10 protein-coding genes are annotated in these 18,737 nt (G+C 44.6%); 3 read left to right on the top strand and 7 right to left on the bottom strand.

Going from position 1 to position 18,737, the window contains the following annotated elements:
* Window positions 1-53 precede the first annotated feature (53 nt).
* A complete protein-coding gene (locus NZ043_RS25970) occupies window positions 54-974 on the bottom strand; it encodes a 2-dehydropantoate 2-reductase N-terminal domain-containing protein (RefSeq protein ID WP_339309618.1) in 921 nt (306 codons plus the stop codon).
* A 148-nt stretch (window positions 975-1,122) separates the two neighbouring features.
* Here NZ043_RS25970 and NZ043_RS25965 point away from each other — a divergent pair, with 148 nt between their 5' ends.
* On the top strand, window positions 1,123-1,674 hold the full coding sequence (locus NZ043_RS25965) for a TetR/AcrR family transcriptional regulator (RefSeq protein WP_339309617.1): 552 nt from the start codon (window positions 1,123-1,125) through the stop codon (window positions 1,672-1,674).
* A 275-nt stretch (window positions 1,675-1,949) separates the two neighbouring features.
* Here the strand turns inward: NZ043_RS25965 and NZ043_RS25960 are convergent, their stop codons facing one another.
* A complete protein-coding gene (locus tag NZ043_RS25960; protein WP_339309616.1) occupies window positions 1,950-9,266 on the bottom strand; it encodes a DUF5695 domain-containing protein in 7,317 nt (2,438 codons plus the stop codon).
* A gap of 295 nt (window positions 9,267-9,561) precedes the next feature.
* Between NZ043_RS25960 and NZ043_RS25955 the strand changes: the two genes are divergently transcribed.
* On the top strand, window positions 9,562-10,455 hold the full coding sequence (locus NZ043_RS25955) for a helix-turn-helix transcriptional regulator (protein ID WP_091029796.1): 894 nt from the start codon (window positions 9,562-9,564) through the stop codon (window positions 10,453-10,455).
* Between the two features lie 137 nt (window positions 10,456-10,592).
* On the opposite strand, the gene NZ043_RS25950 is transcribed toward NZ043_RS25955, so the two are convergent.
* The 5 genes from NZ043_RS25950 to NZ043_RS25930 form a co-directional block, all read right to left on the bottom strand.
* Complete coding sequence (locus NZ043_RS25950) at window positions 10,593-12,578, bottom strand: beta-L-arabinofuranosidase domain-containing protein (protein WP_339309615.1); 1,986 nt, start codon at window positions 12,576-12,578, stop codon at window positions 10,593-10,595.
* A 615-nt stretch (window positions 12,579-13,193) separates the two neighbouring features.
* The gene (locus tag NZ043_RS25945; protein WP_339309614.1) at window positions 13,194-14,177 is read right to left on the bottom strand and encodes a family 43 glycosylhydrolase; all 984 of its coding nucleotides are present in this window, start codon (window positions 14,175-14,177) and stop codon (window positions 13,194-13,196) included.
* Window positions 14,178-14,205: 28 nt separating this feature from the next.
* Window positions 14,206-15,054, bottom strand: coding sequence for a carbohydrate ABC transporter permease (locus NZ043_RS25940; RefSeq protein WP_076333887.1), 849 nt, complete (start codon window positions 15,052-15,054; stop codon window positions 14,206-14,208).
* Window position 15,055: 1 nt separating this feature from the next.
* Window positions 15,056-15,952, bottom strand: a complete 897-nt coding sequence (locus tag NZ043_RS25935; protein WP_062834705.1) for a sugar ABC transporter permease — start codon at window positions 15,950-15,952, stop codon at window positions 15,056-15,058.
* Between the two features lie 84 nt (window positions 15,953-16,036).
* On the bottom strand, window positions 16,037-17,374 hold the full coding sequence (locus tag NZ043_RS25930) for an extracellular solute-binding protein (protein ID WP_091029804.1): 1,338 nt from the start codon (window positions 17,372-17,374) through the stop codon (window positions 16,037-16,039).
* Between the two features lie 262 nt (window positions 17,375-17,636).
* On the opposite strand from NZ043_RS25930, the gene NZ043_RS25925 reads away from it, so the two are divergent.
* Window positions 17,637-18,701, top strand: a complete 1,065-nt coding sequence (locus NZ043_RS25925) for a GntR family transcriptional regulator (RefSeq protein ID WP_289389303.1) — start codon at window positions 17,637-17,639, stop codon at window positions 18,699-18,701.
* Window positions 18,702-18,737 lie beyond the last annotated feature (36 nt).

Below are 18,737 nucleotides of genomic sequence, written 5' to 3'. Positions count from 1 at the left end.
GATCATTGATTAGCTGCTCTTGTTCGACTGTTTAATTATAATTTCCTATCAGTTTAGTAAATCATTTCCGATTTGATATCATTTTGATTTAAAAATTTCATTAAATCGTTACTCAGCAGAACAATCTCATTGTTAGCATTATTCGCATAATCCGGCAACATCATATCCCTAACCATATTCGTTCGTAGCCATGTCATAAAGAAAAGATCCAAAATTAAGTTTGGAAAATTAAGCACCATTTTAAGCATTGGTGGATCAATTGAAACGCCAGCTTTTTGTATTGCCCTCAGATACGCTTTTAAAGTGACTGTTATTTTGCGTGCCGTCCTTCTGGTTCTGGCTGTTTTTTTGTCCATTATCTTATTCTCGGATTGTAAAACGCTCAGCATGGCAATGTCTGATACGGAATGTGTGATTAGATACGACTGCATATCCTTTTTAATAACGTAAGGAAGCTTTGCTGTTTTAAATATTTTTGCGAGATTTTCTATGCGTTCTGTCACTACACCATTAATTTCTCCAAATGCTGTTGCCGCTATAATCTCTGGTAGAAATCGAGCATGCAATACTCCATCCTTAATCTGTCCGCCGAAGCCAGGAAAAGCTGGTAAAAGTCTATCCCCCACGATATCCAGCCACGAAGAAAATCCCATTGAATTACTAGTCATCGTAACTACATTTTTGCTTTGATTATCTTTTAGCGCTAACAATGCTGATTCGGACCGATCATAACGAACGGTAACGAAAATGAAATCGTATATATCATCATTTTCGAGCGTATCGATGACATTCACTTGTATCGATCTAACTGTACTTTTCCCCTTATATCGCAGGCCATTTTCTCTTAATGATTTATATTTATTAGAACGTGCAAACAGAGTAACATCAAAACCTGCTTCAATAAGCTTAATTGCGTACATACTCCCGATGACACCTGCACCAAAAATTAAAATTCGATCTTGTTTTGTTGACATTAAAAACACTCCTACTTATTAACATTTCTTTTTGATTATCCGACAACATGTTGTATGATGTGATTATAAATTTTCATTATTCATTGATCAACCATCAGTTTTTTATGATTTGTCGGATGATATTCTTACTCGCTAGTAGGAGGAAAACATGAAAAAGCAACCCCAAATAACGGAGAAAACAAGACAAACATTTGTTGAAGTTTTTTGTGAGTTATATAGCCAAAAACCAATTGAGAAAATCTCAGTTCAGGAAATTGCGAATAATTCAGGATTTAACCGCAGCACCTTTTATCAATACTTTACTGATATTTATGAATTGCTAGACTCTGTTGAAAATGAGTTGTTAAATGACATAAAAAAAGAATTGGCGAATAAAGAGCTATCGATGCATACGGTTCAAGATACGCTCTATTGTCTGGACAGTAGAGAACATCTCCTGGTTCTCAATGCCCTTTTGGGTGATTTTGGAAGTGCGCGTTTTTTAAAACGTTTAAAAAAAGAAATCACTTTGAACCAATTGGAACTAAACGTTCCACAAAACCATGCCTTAACGCCATACTTAATTGAATTTTACCTGACAACTTCCCTTTCTTTATTTCGTCTTTGGCTCCAGCGTCAAAAGGATTTATCGTCAGAAGAATTTTTTAAGTTAGTGGAGAACCTTTATTCAAGAGGGATTACTCCCTATTTTAAAGAATGAGTCTGTCATTCAAACCAAATCCATATGGTTGTTTAACATTGAAAAGCGCGCATAAACTTGATTACACAACCCACTCCCTAAAGAATAACCCACTTTTACCTGCCCGTTAGCTTAACGAAACAGATAAACTTCAATAATATGCTCACATTATCCTCAGGTTGACATAGTTAATAACGTTTTTTTTTAACATTGGCAAGGCATCATGCTTGAAGCATTCCCTAAAAAAGAAACCGACCTTGGTCCTGCAGAAACAGGAAAAAGGTCGGTTTCTTTAATTATAGCTGCGAGAAAATCTTATACAGAACTTGAGCAGCTTCTGCTCTGGTTGTCGTTCCGCCAGGACTCAGGGTGACATTGCTTCGCCCGTTTATGAAACCCATTCTAACCATTCCAGCCATGTCATCAGTTGCGTACTTTGCTACATTTGCCGCATCTGTAAATCTCTTGAGATCCTCAGCTGTACGGGTCTGCTCGGTTTTCCCAACTGCCCGCAAAGCCCGCATGGTCAGCACAGCCAAATCTTGTCTAGCAATTTCCATTTCCGGATAGAAGCTGCCGTTTGATCCCATGGCGATCCCGAGTGCTTTGGCGATTCCGATTTCCTCATAATAGAGGTCTGTTCGCTTCATATCACTGAAGGTGGTGTTTAACTCTGTTTTGAGATCCAGTGTCCTTACCAACCAAGCTAGATACTCACCTCTTGTGACCTTTTGCTCGGGACTAAAGCTTGTTGCTGATGTCCCGTCGATGAATCCTTTGGACGCCATTGTTTCAACCGCTGGTGCGTACCACGAATCCTTGATGACATCATTGAAGAACTTCTTCGTATAAACAACTGCATATTGACCTGTATTTGCCGCTGGAAAAACCATGGCTTGTAGAGCACTGTCGTATTTGCCATTCAGTAGCTGAACAAATGTACTATTTGCAGCCACGTACGAAACTGTAAGGTATTTGGAATTGGCCAATTCTTCAACATCAGGAGTATAAGGCAGTCTGATTTCAACCGGTGCATTCAAGGTTGCGATTTCTTCTCCATCTAATTGCACAACGAATGCAATAACAGGTCTGCTGGCTATCACTGATTTTACATCTGAATGAAGCTTTACAGTATCTAGCCGGCTCAGTGACAGTTCCACATTTTTGGCACCTGATACATACTTCAGCAAATTAGAAGGTACTGCAACGGTTCCAAATTCCGTATTAATCTCGATCTTGATGTTGGCATGCGCTGCGGTTAGTGCAGCTGCAGGAAGCTCAACCGCATAGGAATGGGCTCCCTCTGCTTTCGGAATATCCACCATGATTGTTTTAATATTACTGCTATTCGCCTTTACATGTTCCAGAGCCTTATTAAGGTCTTCCTGACGGATGGGTGCTCCTTTAGCTTTACCGGTTTTGGTATCCGTCTTTGGTGCCACAATCTTAATCCAATTCCCTTCGACTTTGATGTTTTCAGGAACCGGTGAAGGTGTGGTGACTGACACAGGTGCATCCGTTGACGAGGGTGTTTCCGTAGGCTTCGGATTGATGACTGGATTGCTGATAACGACAGTAAGGGATTGGCTCGCATAATGAGTTGCCGTCTCTTTATATCTTACTTCATAGATTCCGTTGCCAAGACCTGCAACCTCTGTGCCTGTGATCGCATTCCAGCTGCCAGCGTCCATTCCTACTAGCCGATATTCCATTGCAGGACTTACACCTGTGATCTTACCATCCTTGGCCCCAGCTGCACTGACATTTACAGCCTTGACCTCTGCACTGGACGGCTGACTTTGCTCCTGCTTGGTTCCGTCAGGCACAACGATCAGGATAGCAGGACTTGGATTGCTCATATCCGTCCCGGCGTACCGTAGCTCATAGCTGCCGGCCTCGAGGCCTTCAATGCTGGATCCACTAACCGGCATGTAACCACCTTGATCCGCCTTCCGGCACTCCATATCGACAGTCACATTTTCAATTCTGCCATCGTTCCCGCCTGCCGCTGTAGGCGGTGTAATGACGAGTCCTTCCGCTGTTGGTGCCTCTCTGTCAGCCTTGGCTTCATTGCGAATGTCCACGGTTACCGGCGGACTTGCCTTTAGGCTGTCTGTGGCTGCATACCGGATCTGATAGCTGCCAGGCTCCAGATCGTTGATACTTGAACCTGTAACAGGCGTGTAGTCCTCTTCGCCCAGCTTCCGGTATTCCATCGTATCATCCAAGCCCTCAATTATGCCTTTAATGTCGGTATCCGAATTGGCGTGTGAGATCACCCACCCACTTGCATCTGGTGCAGCCTGCTCCTGTGTCTGCCCTTCCGGAATAACGACTTCCTTATCCAGGCTGGCGCTCAGCGAACCGGTCTTCATATACCGAACATAATACTTACCAACGGTGAGACCTGTGACCTCAATTCCTGCAATAGCAATATATTCTTCTTCGCCTTCCTTCTTATACTCCATTTCTGTTGTCACACCGATCAGTTTGCCGTCATCTCCATCAAGAATGGACGGTGCCACACCGGTCGGTGTTACTGGGGCCTCACGATCAGGACTGGATATGGCCTGGTGAACTTCCCATTCCCATAGGCCTACACCGTTATCGCCTGCCCGCGATTGTTTGGTCAGGGTAACCCGCAGTGCTTTTACATTCAGCACCCAGTCAAACGTGTACGGATTGAAGGATTCCGCTGGAGTATGTTCAACCACTTTGATTCCCTCCGTAATCGTTCCCGCTGTTATCCATTCATCAGTTCCGCTATCCGCCGGGATGTAGGAATATACAATTTGGGTAGGCGGCTTGATTCCGCCGCCATCTGACCACAGCACCAGATTCGAACTCCGGATAGATGCACCCTGCGGCCATTCATATTGCACCCACTCCTCTGCGCCTTCATGACCCCAGGTTCCCCAATGCGAAATGTTGTTGCCATCTTTCTTTCCGTCGTTTACTGCCGCCAAACTCTCCCAAGGTGAGGTGTAGCTGGAAGAAGCATTCGCGAGGAAAGCCATATTGCCGTCATTCGGACTCAGCAGATGCAAATCCGTCAGCAACTTCTTGAGCGCTAGGGCAATTTCCTCGTCTGTGGCATTCATATTCTTGATCACAGCAGATGCTTCTGTCTTCGCTGCTTCGATTGGCGCAAGACCAGGATCTGCAAGGTTCGAAGCATTTAATGTATTTACATAGTTATAGACCTTGATCAGTTCTGACTTATCTACCGCTCCGGTATAGCCGTATACCTTCCATTCCAGAATACCGCTGCCATTAACGGAAGGCTTCATGTCCATACGAACACCTGTAATATAGGTGGGCTCAAAGGTAGTTGTATTGTATTTATTAAGTTCATTGCCCAATCCCTTTATGGCCCGTGGGGTGTACCATTTCCCATCTTCGTCGCGAAGCATTAGCTGCATATCCTTCGGACGGAAGTTCCCGCCGCCGTCCTGGAAGACATATACATCCATAGAAGAGGCCAGGAATGGCTGATCCCATTCATACATCACCCATGCTGGATCTCCTTCTCTACCCCAGTTATGCCATGCACTGTTGGGGGCACCGCGGTTCGGCGAGAAATCTGCCGAGCTTTTAGGTTCAATGCCGTTATTCATCGCTTCTGGATATCCGTCGCCACCAGAGAAGCTAGCGGAAGCCTTGGCTGTCAGCGCCGCATTTTGTAGCTCAGTATTCACGACATGTACGGTAGCCCAAACCTCCAAAGCACTTCCATTGACCTTTCCTCTGGCTTCAAATTGGCCTACACTAGCATAGCTGCTTGGATCTATAGCATCCCAAGTGATTTCCTGCTCTAGATACCCTTCCTCTGACAGAATAAAGATTTGTCTAGGAAGTTCTGGTTCAATATCCTTTTTGGTGACAACGCTGAGTGCCCGGTAAACGTCAACGGTATCTTCCTTAATCTCTATCGTTATATCCTTGCTAGCCTTCTTGTCTCCGTCTGCCGCACTGAAGTTAAACGTGTAGGTGCCTGCCGTGCTTACACGCGCATAGGCTGCTGCTTTGTCACCATCCACAAATGAAATGTCCGCTGAACCTTCAGGCTTTTGCTTGACGGCCCAAGTGTACTTCAACTGGGGTTCTTCTGCCTCGCTATGCACAGGGTCAGGAATGGCCTCCCCGGACAATACTACGATACTGTTATTGGCAACATCCTGAACCGCTGTTACTTGGCCAATTGCTGGAGGCAGTTTATCCGGCGGTGAAGCCAGTTCGAAGATTACCTGGCCGGAGCCAGTCAGTTGTCCATCACTTGCGCTAAGCTTAACTGTATATGAGCCTGCTTTGGTACCCGTAGCCTGTGTAATACTTGCTTTTGGATGAGTAAAGGTTAGCTTGGCGCCTTCCGGGGCACTGACCACTTCCCATTGATAAGACAGAGTCCCTTTCGGCGCGCCATCATCGGTTACAATCCCATTCAGCATAAATGGAATCAACGCCTGTGGATGTTGTGTCGCCAACTCTACAGTAATTTGCGGAGCTTCATTTTCACCGCCGGCTGACTTTTCAATGATCAATTCAGCACGCTGCACGCTACCCATCTGAAACATGGCAACGCCCTCATTGTTCTGAACATAGAACTGTCCGGCAGCTGCACCATTCAGCTTCATGGTATAGTAGCCATTCTCGATCCCCACTCCATCGAACAAAATCCGTGAAGTATGCTCTTTCCCTGATGGATTCAGGAGCTGAAGTGTAAAACCCTTACCATCTTTTTGAATTTGAGCGCTTTCAACTTTATCACTTTCCAGCTCCAAATAGATTTTCTCATCGATCAGATTGATCCGTTTGCCGAAACCGTCTTTCGGCGTAATGTTGTAGCTGTCTCCTTCGTCACTCACCAGCGCTCCATAACCGAACAACCCGAATATCGGATCTGTAACAATATCAGAGCTGATGCTGAGAAGGGAACCATAGAGGCCTTCTTCCGATTCGCCCGAAAAATCATTCCAGCCGTTACTCATGACGCGTGAGCCGCCATCGTATACGTCCTTCGTACCTGTGCCTCCCTTATACATCGAATATCTCCAAGAGGTACTGCCAACTGAATTAGCCGAAATCTGTCCCATATTGACGGCATTGAAGTTCGAAATCTTCGCGGCATAATTTCGCTGCTGTGCAATGGCCTTCTGCTCCACCGATCTTCCATCATTCTCATACCTTAACCAGTCATCCATAATGTATCCTGCCAAAGACGCAGTATATTGGAAATTCCACCAGCCTTCACCGCCGCGGAAAACGGGCACGGAATAATGGAACCATGTAGGCTGAATCCCGCGCATGGCACGTGTTTTCCAATCGGCCATTTCCATACTTTTCTCAGCTGCACCTGTAAGTGCGTCTGCTGGATAGTACGTGCGCAGTGCCTTCGCTGCTGCATAAGCCCCTTCTTCGCCAGTATTATCATATTCAAATTCCGACCCGTAAGGATAAGTGGCTCTAGTCATATTCCGTCCCTTGTCGAGGGCGAACTTTTTCTGCAGATTGGCTGACTCGGTCTGCATCCCCTCTTCTTTCAGTGCTTCAATCATAGCCGGGATTTGCTGCTCGCCGTAGAATCCGATGGCCCCGGTGGAAACACGCTTATAGTAGATGTTATAAGCTTTCTCCAGATAAAACTGAGATGATTCCCGGTACTCGATCAGATTAGGATAAGCCTTCTGAATCCGGTACATGTTGAAAAATCCGGTAGCTTCCATGATTTCGGAGAACGTACGTGTATAAGGTTTATCTTTGTCAGTGTACGCTCCGGAATCTTTCAGCCAGTTCGCAACGATGTAGCTATCCTGCGTATTCTTCATGTATCGTTCCCACATGAAGTCGATCAGGTATGTCTCGATAGAGCGAATTTCAGCGGGATTGGGAGCCAGATAGTTCTTCATCGTCATGAAGTTGATGTTGTCATGGCTCCAGTCATCTCCCCAATGGCTTGTATTGAGATCCATGCCGCTTGTAAGATACCAGTCGAAATAGTTACCATAAGTTGGACTTTCTGGATTCTTATCCCGTGTTTGCTGGACCATGAATTCGGAATGGGCATCCGAGATTGCATCCAGCTCGGCTAGGACATTGAATTCAAATTGAGTCAATTTATCCACCCATTCGTTGCCGTCCTTCAGCTTATATTCGATACGCACGCTGTTATTGCCGATCGAATCAAACTGAAGCGAATAGATGTGATGCTGTTCACCATTTACGATCTTGGTCTCCACAAACTCAACCGACTCGTTGTAGTCAGGGTTTCCGCCAGGCAGTCCACGTCCAGCCCGCGAGTTGTCAACCATTTCCTTTCTGCTCTTCCCAGGCTTGATAACCGGAATATGCGCTTCATCAAACGGATCATTCTCTGCCACATTTTGAATATCGATGGATTGTACATCAACGATACTGTCGTCATAGTGCAGGTCTAGCTTGACAGGCATATTGATCGCTGTCTGGAAGCCCGGCACCGCTACTGCATCAATCATGCCTGATTTATATAGGATGGACCGCAGATTGGCTTCACGGTCTTCCATCGAGGTCGAACTGTTATTTGGGCTTTGGGCACTTTCCTGCGGCGTGTTGTCTCCTCCACGGACTGCTGAGAATTTGAACTTATATGTCTTGGACTCATCCGGTCCTAGGACGAGGCTGGAAGCATCAGTAAAGTATCCGCGTCCCGTTTTTTGGATTTCTTTGGAGTGAATATAGAGCACGTTCAGCCCCGGATACCAGCCGCCACTATCTCCTGTCCAGTTCTTAAAGGTGTCTGCAGCACGCCGCTCTCCTGCTTCATGCATCCAATAATCTACATACTCGATTCGAGCGCCGCTCTCCGGCACCGGAGTGAAGAGCATGAAGTTCCCCTCACCACTGGTGCGGATGGCATAAGAATACCCACTGTCAGCACCTGCGAAATTATGCACCGTCACACGGTCATCATAGGTATCGGATAAGGTCTGGTATTTGTTGTTCCAAGGCATCGGTAAGCCAATATCCCCGAATTCGATATACTGATTGCTTTTGTTCTTCACCGTAATTTCCCAAAGCATTGAACCATCATCGGTCTCCATATCAAAAACGGATTTCACATCGAAGCCCTTCATTACCCGCTGGTCTGTAGAATTTAGGTTCTGTCCAATAAAGTTGACTTCTACCTTCTTGCCGTCTGCTGATGCGGTCTTGTTCATATAGGGGTTATCCGGATTAATGGTCGAATATTGTGTAGATCCACCGGCAGCCAATGTTTTATTGGTATCAACTTCTACAAAGCCGTCCCTGTTATCAGGGAATTGTCCATTGGCACCCGTACGGTAAGAGAAGATCATTCCCCCCATCCATTGGTGCTGAGTACCATTCTGCGGCGATGTAGTATTAGGCAGGACGAAATTGATTGGCTTCCCCTGTTTATTGGTAGGATTGTTGTTGATATAAAGCTCCTCAATCTGACCTAAGTCGCCAACTTTGGCCGACAGGCTGGCATTGGAGATACCGGTCTTTACCGCAGCCGTCACGGCCGCAGGCAAAGCGCTAACCTGCAGCGGCAGATTTGAAAATGTCAGGAGCAGCGCAATCATGAGCGGCTTCCACTTCTTCGAAATCATTGTCATTATAACCTCCTGTATATATGTGATCATATTCATTAGGGGTTTAATTCTCTTAAACCGGCAAGTATAGTTTCTTCTACGAAATACCTTTGACCGATCCATCGAAAATGACGTTCATTCTTTCGTCTAAAGTAGAATCTCTAAAGAGTGAAGATAAGGTTCTAAACCTGAATCCGTTGAAGGTTAAAACTGAATTTCGTAAGCGCTTTATTTTCTATGTTACTTGCTGTATCATAAAAAATAAATGCTCGATGCCAACATGAATTTTAAATATTTCAACCTGTTCGGAGGTGCCGGATTGGACTCGCCCATCCTTCATTTCATCACCCCGCCCATTCCCTATTTTATTGATTGCGGACGTGCTTGTTACGAAGCCGGTGAATATCACATTAGCCGCAGTGACATCGGTGTCTTTGATCTAATTGTTGTTACACGCGGTTCGCTCGCCATTAGCGAGAACGGGACAGAGTGGCTTCTGAATCAGGGAGAAGCACTGATCCTTAAGCCGGATGGACATCATTACGGCAGCGCAGCCTGTAAGGCGGAAACGGAAATGATCTGGATTCATTTTCAAACCTTTGGCAGCTGGAGAGAGTCTGCCAACATGGACGAATGTCTCGCCAATCAAGCCGAACTAATTGAGACACATAAGGTGAGCGCATATCTAAACCACTGTGATGTCTGTTCCATCTTCATTCCCAAACATTTGCACATTGCAATCAAAGATATGGAACTTCTGGAGCATTTCTCTCAGCTTGATCAGGAGCCGCAGTCCATGCGCAATTGGAAAAGACAGGCGACCTTCCAGCAATTTATGCAGCATCTGGATCTTGGGCTGTCTTCACTGTCAGACGTTGCCGCAATCCGGATTGCCGAGAAAGTTGAACTCTACATCCGCCACAATTACCCGCTACCGATCTCCAATCCGATGCTGCAAAAGGAACTCAACTACCATCCAAACTATCTCGCACGCAGCATGCTTAAAGTGTATGGCATGACACCCATGGAATATCTGCTGCATTACAGAATCGAACAGGCCAAAAAGCTGCTGTTGCAAACCGCCTGGTCCGTTGCTCGCATCGCCGAAGAGATCGGCTTCAATCATGTATCCTACTTCTCTTCCTGTTTCTCGAAAAAAGAGGGCATCTCTCCTTCCAACTTCCGCAGCAAGTTTACCAACTCAGATAAATAAACTGACTCAATCAGAACTGATGCCGTGAAAAAAGTGTCCGCTCACCAAAGATCGCGTTATCCTACAGCGCGTATTTTGGGTCTATCGGGCGCTTTCCTTTTGCATACTTTTTTACAGCAGCACTAGTAGACTTCTTTTTATTCGCTTTCGCGAATCCAAACACTCATTTCTCCTTCATCCCGATTGGCCCAAGTGAAGTAAGGAATGAACCGAAGCTCGGCAGGCTGTGTATCCCAGTGAACATCACTGCGATACAGATGTATTCCCCAGTCTTCTTGGGATACGATTCTCTGCCCAATGGTTGTAAGAGCCGGGACCCCCAGAGGCATCTGTTCCCCGCTACCGATGTGAAACTCGGCATCCCGGGGCAGCTGAATGCGATGCAATCCGCGGGCATTGTCGACTTCTTCGAGACAGTACATAAACGGTCCCCGCTGGATGGCTACTTTTCCGAAAGTGGCTTTGATGTGATCATGTCCTTTCATCCGCAGCAACTCCATAGGGAAGTGAAGTTTAATTTCATCACCGGCTTTCCACAAACGGATCACCTTTATGTAACCGTATTCAAAAGTAAAACCATCTTGTTCGCTCTTCTCCCCATTAATCCACAGCTCGGGAATCTTGCACCAGTCCGGCTTTCTCAGAGCTATCGTAAACTGCATTCCCTCTGGGGAATCAGGCCGAACGATCAGCTTCACATCTCCAGTGGAGGTATAGTCAGAGTCCATGGTTACGGCTGCTCTCCTACCCTCAAGTGTGAATTCCCCATCCCCTCCGATGTACAATTGTACATACAACGTAGCCTGTTCCACAGCCGGGGTATATACATATTGATCCAATGAGGCAATTAATCGCGCAATGTTCGGCGGACAGCAAGCACAACCAAACCACCCTTGCCGGCGTGTTCGCACGTGGGCATAATTAGGATTCACACGTTGCATCTTCGGATCGACTTCAAGCGGATTCACATAGAAGAAACGTTGACCATCCAGAGACATTCCACTAATCACCGTGTTGTACAGGGCTCGCTCCATAACGTCTGCGTACCGGCTATCCTGCTCCATCTGCAGCATACGCTTCGCCCAAAAGATCAGGCCAATTGAGGCACAGGTCTCTGCGTAGGCGGTATCTCCAGGCAGATCATAATCGCCTGTAAATGCTTCTTCTTTGGCTGATGAACCAATGCTTCCCGTAATGTACATTCGCTTGCTTACGATGTTGCTCCACAACCGTTCACAGGCTTCTTTCAGCGATGTATCCTCCTTCTGCGCAGCTACATCTGCCATAGCCGCGCACATGTACACCAGTCGAACCGAATGGCCTTCTGCTGTCGACTGCTCCCTAATAGGCAGATGGGACTGGGAGTACGTGTGTCGGTGAACCATATCCAACTCTCCAAAATGTATGGTACGGCCCCTTTTCTCCCATTCCTCTACAAAAAAATGCGGACTCGCTCCCCGCTGATCCAGAAAATAACGGCTCAGTTCCAGATATTTCTCTTCTTTTGTCGTCTCATACAATTTGAAGAGTGCAAGTTCAATCTCCTGATGTCCATCATAACCTGGCAATTGTCCCGGCTCTGTACCAAACACGGTGCCTATATGATCCGCCAGGCGAATAACCACATCCAGCAGCGTGCGTTTGCCCGTGGCATGATAGTACGCTACACCAGCCTCAATCATATGTCCTGCACAATAAAGTTCATGACACTCGGCGAGGTTCGTCCATCGCGCCCCAGGTTCACGCAAGGTGAAGTACGTGTTCAAATAACCATCGGCTTGCTGTGCCCGAGCTATGGTCTCAATAACAGAATCCACGAGGACTTCCAGTTCCGGGTCGGGCTTCGCGGAGAGCAGGTACGAAGCTGCTTCAATCCATTTCGCAACATCGCTATCCTGAAAAACCATGCCATAATGAACGCCCTCTTCATCCCCAGCAGCAATGCGGAAATTCCGAATGGCCCGGCTTGGTTCAGCTCCTTCGATACGGTCATTGAGCGCTTCCCATTGATAAGGAACAACTACGTTGCGGACCAGTTCAATATAATGCGACCAGAATGGATCATTGATTTTATGGCTATAACCTGATATCTGTGGATGGTGCGGGACGTCTGGCTTTGTCATGGGAACCTCTCCTAGTTCTTTTTTGATAAGCTTATTTTACAAATCATTACATCAGGTTGAAATCATCATTTCCAACTGAAATTTACATAATTACAACCTTGTTCATATGCTGACCTTGTAACAAATCAGAAACTTGCCCGTTACAGTTCCTCTCGCTATAAGTGACTCAAAGCCCGTTTTTGTATCTTATCGAGTTGTTTGTCCCATAAGAAATTTGAATACTGTGCAGAATTTATGCTGCCTGTTAAGATTTAAATTACATCTTATTCTTTAGATGTACTTCTTAACGGTAATAGGACAATGTTCTTGTCCATTCCGGCAATCGATAGAAGCTCTTGTCCTTGGCACGGAATAAAACTCGTACCGATAACATAAAAACAGCCGCCGATCCTATTGATCAGCGACTGTTTTTATTTTTTTGATATGATTTTCCGGGATAACTGGAGCGGCAAGTTTGAAGGCAACTTACCACTAACTGTATTACGGTTCGACGTATTATGTATTGAACGAAGTCGAAGGCACCCAGTAAGGTGCCTTCGATGTTCTAACTCTCTCTCTTTGGCAAGTTGGATAAACGAACTTAAATCCATCAACCAACCTTGCTGGGACACTCGTTCACTGTACAGAACGTGCAAGTGCTGCAACAGAGCCGCGGAAATCGGGTTTGCCGTCAGCCGTCCACAAAAGCTCCGTCACAAATGTATGGCGATTCGGATCGTACAGCGGATCTCCTATAATGTTCTTGTACGTTCTTGCGTGGAACACAAATAGCGTCTTTTCGTCGACCTCTGACACCGTGAAGGAATTATGACCGGGACCATACATTGAGATGCTCTCATCTGTCGAGAGAACCGCTGTTTGCGACTTGCGCCATGAGGTGGCATCGAGCAAATCAGCATCCGCATCGGCTTCAAGCAGGCCCATGCAATAATTGAAATCGGTGGCGCTAGCCGAGTAAGAGAGGAATACCCGATTACCCTTGCGAAGAAATGCCGCGCCTTCGTTCACTTTATAACCAATGATTTCCCAGTCATATTCCGGCAGCGAAATCATCGTTTGCGGTCCAGTCAGCGTCCATGGATTGCTCATTTTGGATATATACAGATTAGAATTACCTTCGATATTCGGATCCTTTTGTGCCCATACGTAATAACGGCTGCCATTATGCTCAAAGGTAGTGGCATCGAGGGCGAAGCTTTCCCACTCGGTACGAACCTGCCCTCTTTCCGTCCAACTGCCTTCGAGCGGATTGGCATTTTCATTCTCTAGCACGTACATCCGATGGTCGAACAAGCCTTCATTCGTTTCCGTCGTGTGTGCGGCAGCGAAATACACGTACCATTTGTCATCAATAAAATGCAGTTCGGGTGCCCAAATATTGGCACTAAGGATACCCGTCTCGCGCTTTCTCCAGATCACTACAGGAGTTGATGTAACAAGCCCCTCAAGGTTCTGGGCTCTACGGATTTCAATCCGATCATACTCCGGAACGGATGCTACGAAGTAATAATAACCGTCCGAATGTCGGTAAATAAAAGGATCAGCTCTTTGCTCAATCAATGGTTGAATGTCATGTAACGCTCGTTGTTGGATTTCCATCTTATCACCTGTTTCATCATAATATACACTACCCTTTGACAGCGCCTGCAGTCATACCATCTATGAAATATTTCTGGAAAGCAATAAATAGTATGAAAATTGGAATGATGGAGAAGAAGGAGCCCACAATCAATAGGTCATAGTTATTGCCATAAGGAGTTAACAACGTTTTTAAACCGATTGGAAGTGTATATTTACTCTGATCTCCGAGCACCATGAATGGCCACAATAGATTATTCCAGCTATTCATACCATTCAGAATGGCCATTGCTGCAAAGGATGGCTTCATAATCGGCATAATTAGTCTGAAATAAATCGCATACTCGTTTGCGCCATCAACCCGCCCAGATTGAATAATCTCTTTGGGTATGCTTCGTAGATACTGCCTGAAGAAAAATATCGTCGCGGCATTGGCTATACCGGGCAGAATGATTGCCGAATAGCTATTCACCATTCCCAAATCATTAATTAGGCTGTACAAAGGAACCAGCAGTATTTCGAAAGGCACCATCATAATGAGCAAAACACATATAAAGAGGAAGTTCTTACCTTTAAAATGATATGCTGCAAAACCATAAGCAACAAATGCGCTTACAAAAAGTGTTAAAACCACTTGAACGATTGTTAAAATCATACTGTTCCAAAACCACACAAAATAATCATGTTGTCCAGTAAACAGATAGATGAAATTATCAAAACTCATGATTTCAAAATCCAAACTTAGGTTAAGACCATATCTAACTAATGATTCACCGGGTTTAAAGGAAGATAGGGCCACTGCGTAGAATGGGATCATAATTATAACGAATAGTATAATGAATAAACAAATAATTACTATTCTAGAGATGAAATCACTCCTCGTCTGACTTCTGCCCACTTTAATCCTCCTCCTTTTTGAACATTCCACTAAATTTCAACTGCGTTAAATTGATAACCATAGCAATGACTAACAGAACGATTCCAACTGCAGCTGCGTAACCCAGCTTATTCTGCTCAATCCCTTGTCTATACAGGTATCCAACAATGGTTAAGCCAATATTTTTGGGTGAATTGTTACCGTTAAACATCATCAGGCTCTCGGTAAACATGGCTAAACCTGCATAAACACTAATTGTCGTAACATATACCGTGGTCGGCTTCAATAATGGCATTGTGATCGTTCTAAACTTCTGCCAAGCAGATGCCCCGTCAATTGAAGCAGCCTCATAATACTCATTGTCAATGCTTTTTAAACCGGATAGATAGTAAAGCATATTAACACCTGTCCATCTCCAACATGCGAGGATTAACAGTGCTGCCATACTCCAATTTCCGTCTTTCAAAAATTTAATAGGCTCTATACCAAATAGACCTAGGAAACTATTCATTAATGAACCTTCCATTTCACCGAATGTAAGGCGGAAAATGGTACCCGCAACTGCGACAGAAGTCAGTGCAGGGAGAAAGAACGAAGATTTGAAAAATTCTCTTCCCTTCATTAACTTACTGTTGATCATAACGGCGAATAACATTGGAAAAGGAATTAACAGCACTAAGGTTCCTAACATGTACACAACGCTATTTTTAATAGATGTCAAAAACACTTTATCAGTAAGTAATTTCGAATAATTCGCTTCACCAATCCATTTAGGATCCTGTCCTAACATTCTATCTTGAAAGCTCATTACGAATGAATTTACAAGTGGAAAAAACCAGAATATCAAAAATATAAGTATAAATGGCAATACAAAAACATAAGGCGCAACTTTTTGAGAGTATACAAATTTCTTTATCATATTCTCAATCTCCCTTGACTAAGGTTAAACCTGCCGACTACTATACCTGCCGACAGGTTTAACCAAATCATTTACTTATTATATTTATTTCAATTCTTGTTCAATTGCTGCTTGTGCTTCATCCAAAGCTTCCTTCACGTCTTGGCCATCTTCAAAGATAGCATTCAAAGTTACCGTATTGAATATATTGCCGATGGTTGGTGAGGCTTTAACGGACTTAATCGCTCTAATTTCGTCCTTGATTTCATTCAAAGTATCAAATGCATTTGTTTTAAAGTATTGGACGTATTCATTATCAGGGTTTTTCGTAACTGCATCATCTTTCCATACTTCCATGTTAATTGGGTCAAATCCAAGTGTATTCCAGATTTCAGTAGTAGCTTCTTTCGAAAGCTTAGCAAAGGCTACAAATTCTTTTGCCAACTGAACGTCTTTACCATTCTTAGTAACAACTGTGCCAGTACCGCCTAAGCCAACAGAACGAGGATTACCTTCTTCAAATACAGGCAATGGAGCTATTGCATACTTACCTTTAAGGTCTTTCATTTCGTTTACAAAGCGGGACATGTACCATTCAGGCATCAATGCACTTGCGTAGTTGCCTTTGTTGTATTCGCCTTTTGCTTCTTCTGTGTCGGGTTGTCCGCCAGGGATCGTATGAATAACATTGTTCTTCTGCAGATCAACTAACATTTCATACGCTTTAATCATTTCAGGCGAGTTAACTTTTGGATTACCATTTTCATCTGTAAAATCAGCGTTTTGCTGAGCTAGTAGCAGCGATGCTTGCCACGTAGCTGATGTATCAGCAGTACCTAAGTACTTGCCAGTCTTTTCATAAACCTTGATACCTGCTTGTTTGTAATCTTCCCACGTTTTGATTGTCTTGTAGTCAACACCTGCTTGCTCGAGAATTTCAGTATTGTAGAAAGCAAGCGTCGCACCTACGTGATAATCGAATCCATAAACCTGTTCGGCTTTGGAATAAATCTCGACACGTGAAGGAACAACAACGTCTTTGTATGGTGCAAATACATCATTCAAAGATTCCAGTGGAACGTTGTCACCTTCCAAGAATTTAGGAAATTGACCAAGCTCAATATCCGCGATATCAGGAGCACCTTTTCCGCTTGTAACTGCCAATAAGAGCTTGTTGTGCATATCATCGTAAGGCATAACCGTTACATTCAACTTAATCTGTTTGTCTGGGTTCTGTTGGTTCCATAATCCCAGCATTTTATCCAAATGCTTGCCGTGCAAATCTACGAATGTCCAAAATGATAATTCTGTTGCATTCTCACCGGCATTAGCGCCTAATTGCTGCGTTTCCGTTTTTGAACCGGAAGGAGTACCACATGCAGTAAAAACAAGTGACATAATAAGGAGTGTAACGATGGAGATTAAAGCACTGCGTTTTTTCATTTGTTCGTCATCCTCTCTTTTTTTGTTATGCATTTGAAAAGTCGGTTGACTAGTTAGTTCTGTTAATTTAAGCGGTTTCAATACACCTTGGCACCACCATCCTTAACATAATTCTAACCTTTCAAAGAAAAGACCCCTTCGCAACAATTTCTCAAATTCCGTATTGTAAGCGCTTTACATGCCGTATTATAATATAGATGAAATAAGCTTTATATAACCAATTGATTATAAAATCATAAAGTTTATGGGGAGATGCTACTCTTTGAAAAAGCTGGCGCTCTACAAACAAATTCGAGAAAACATTATACAGAAAATTAAATCAGGGCAACTTCGGCCAACGGATCGCATTCCTTCTGAGCAAGAACTAATGGACGAATTCAGAGTAAGTAAAATTACAGTCAAGAACGCCCTAACCCTACTAGCTGACGAAGGATTAATTATACGCGTACAAGGCAAAGGCTCATTCGTCTCTTCTAGTCTTGTTGTTTCTAGTATCAATTTCTCGCCATCCCCATGCAGCGCGTCCTCCATGCCGCTCATTGGCTTTATCATTCCGACGATGAGAACCCGTGTCATTCAGAAGCTCGTTGACTACACGGAACACTTCCTGCAAGAAGCTGGCCTCAGCATGGTACTAAGCATCACGCGCGAGTCCTCCTCTATCGAATCAAACGTCATTCGTACACTAACGGAGCTCGGTGTGAAGGGGCTGATCGTTTTTCCAACAGAAGATGAGAAGTACAACGAATCATTACTGCGTCTGTCGCTCGATAAATTCCCGTGTGTGTTCATCGACCGCTATCTGCGCAACATTGAGACGTACACCATTACATCCGACAATTACGGCGGTGCGTATAAGGCTGTATCCCATTTGCTATCCAAGAGTCACCAGCAGATTGCGCTCATCTCACCTGAAAATGCCAATACGGCCGTCGAGGACCGCACGCTCGGCTTCGAGCAGGCGTACACAGATCAAGGCATCTCGATTGACAAGAGCTTGTGGTGTCACATTCCTCTCGACATTCTACGTAGCGAGCAAGCATTGGACTATGTAAGCAACTTCTTGCAGAACCACAGTGGAATTTCGGCAGCCTTCTCCTTGACTGAAGAAACAGCACGCCTTACATCCGCCGCGATCAGTCTTCTGAACGATCACTCAAATATCGATTTACTATCTTTCGATAATCCACATCTTTCAGGCGTAGCTTATGTGCAGCAAGATGAACAGGAAATGGCACGAACAGCCGTAAAGCTGTTATGTGAACAGATGGAAGATATTTATTCTCCTAAGAACGCCGTCATCCCCGTGGAACTCATCTTCCCTTGACACTAATCTAAACTCAACTCTTTGCTTTTATGTTTA

The sequence above is a fragment of the Paenibacillus sp. FSL k6-2145 genome (assembly GCF_037976585.1).
Classification (GTDB): domain Bacteria; phylum Bacillota; class Bacilli; order Paenibacillales; family Paenibacillaceae; genus Paenibacillus.
The sequence above is the reverse complement of the archived record's forward strand: the minus strand, read 5'-3'. Positions and strand labels throughout refer to the sequence as shown.

What these genes read in the sequence shown, in the direction of transcription:
- NZ043_RS25950 (WP_339309615.1), bottom strand. Translation starts at nt 12,578, where the DNA reads ATGACAAAGCCAGACGTCCCGCACCATCCACAGATATCAGGTTATAGC.
- NZ043_RS25960 (WP_339309616.1), bottom strand. Translation starts at nt 9,266, where the DNA reads ATGACAATGATTTCGAAGAAGTGGAAGCCGCTCATGATTGCGCTGCTC.
- NZ043_RS25970 (WP_339309618.1), bottom strand. Translation starts at nt 974, where the DNA reads ATGTCAACAAAACAAGATCGAATTTTAATTTTTGGTGCAGGTGTCATC.
- NZ043_RS25965 (WP_339309617.1), top strand. Translation starts at nt 1,123, where the DNA reads ATGAAAAAGCAACCCCAAATAACGGAGAAAACAAGACAAACATTTGTT.
- NZ043_RS25935 (WP_062834705.1), bottom strand. Translation starts at nt 15,952, where the DNA reads ATGATAAAGAAATTTGTATACTCTCAAAAAGTTGCGCCTTATGTTTTT.
- NZ043_RS25930 (WP_091029804.1), bottom strand. Translation starts at nt 17,374, where the DNA reads ATGAAAAAACGCAGTGCTTTAATCTCCATCGTTACACTCCTTATTATG.
- NZ043_RS25945 (WP_339309614.1), bottom strand. Translation starts at nt 14,177, where the DNA reads ATGGAAATCCAACAACGAGCGTTACATGACATTCAACCATTGATTGAG.